Below are 224 nucleotides of genomic sequence, written 5' to 3'. Positions count from 1 at the left end.
GATGGACCTGTAGCTCAGTTGGTTAGAGCGTCCGGCTGATAACCGGGAGGTCACAAGTTCGAATCTTGTCAGGTCCACCACTTTCTTTCGCAATAAACACCCCAGCGAGAGCCGAGTCGCCGCTGGGGTGTTTATTACTTTCTCCGTGGGGGTTTAGCTCAGCTGGGAGAGCGCGGGCTTTGCAAGCCTGAGGTCAGGGGTTCGATCCCCCTAACCTCCACCAT

At 56.2% G+C, this 224-nt stretch carries 2 tRNA genes; both read left to right on the top strand.

Going from position 1 to position 224, the window contains the following annotated elements:
* Window positions 1-3 precede the first annotated feature (3 nt).
* Window positions 4-80, top strand: a tRNA-Ile gene (locus SFLMC1_RS05390).
* A gap of 67 nt (window positions 81-147) precedes the next feature.
* Window positions 148-223, top strand: a tRNA-Ala gene (locus SFLMC1_RS05385).
* The last annotated feature ends 1 nt before the right edge of the window (window position 224 follow it).

The sequence above is a fragment of the Collinsella aerofaciens genome, from assembly GCF_901212495.1.
Taxonomy (GTDB): Bacteria; Actinomycetota; Coriobacteriia; order Coriobacteriales; family Coriobacteriaceae; genus Collinsella; species Collinsella aerofaciens_H.
Note: the sequence above shows the minus strand (reverse complement) of the source record. Positions and strands in the feature narration are given on the sequence as shown.